Below are 329 nucleotides of genomic sequence, written 5' to 3'. Positions count from 1 at the left end.
AGGCAGCCGCCCGCCGCGCCGTGGCCGGTCGCGTCCAGCCGGAGCCCGTCGGCGATGTCGCCGTCCTGGGCGCCCACCAGTGCATCGAGGGTGCGGCTCGCCTGGCGGCCGTTGCGCGCCACCTCGGTCATGCCCTTCTTGTGGTTGTCGAGTTCCTCGAGAACCACCATCGGCAGGAAGATGTCGTGTTCCTCGAAGCGAAACAGGCTGGTGGGGTCGTGCAGCAGGACGTTGGTGTCGAGCACGAACATCTTGGACGGCCCCTGCGCCTTCGCCTTGCGCTTGCGTGTGGGCGCGGGCGCGGGCAGGGGCGCGGCCGCCGCCTGGCC

General features: G+C 71.4%; 1 protein-coding gene. It reads right to left on the bottom strand.

Features of this window, described 5'->3' with window-relative positions:
* On the bottom strand, positions 1-329 hold a 329-nt coding region (locus tag A612_RS01995), incomplete at both ends, for a PIN domain-containing protein (protein WP_040435655.1).

Origin of the sequence: Melaminivora alkalimesophila (assembly GCF_000282995.1) — a bacterium.
GTDB classification, from domain to species: domain Bacteria; phylum Pseudomonadota; class Gammaproteobacteria; order Burkholderiales; family Burkholderiaceae_C; genus Melaminivora; species Melaminivora alkalimesophila.
Note: the sequence above shows the minus strand (reverse complement) of the source record. Positions and strands in the feature narration are given on the sequence as shown.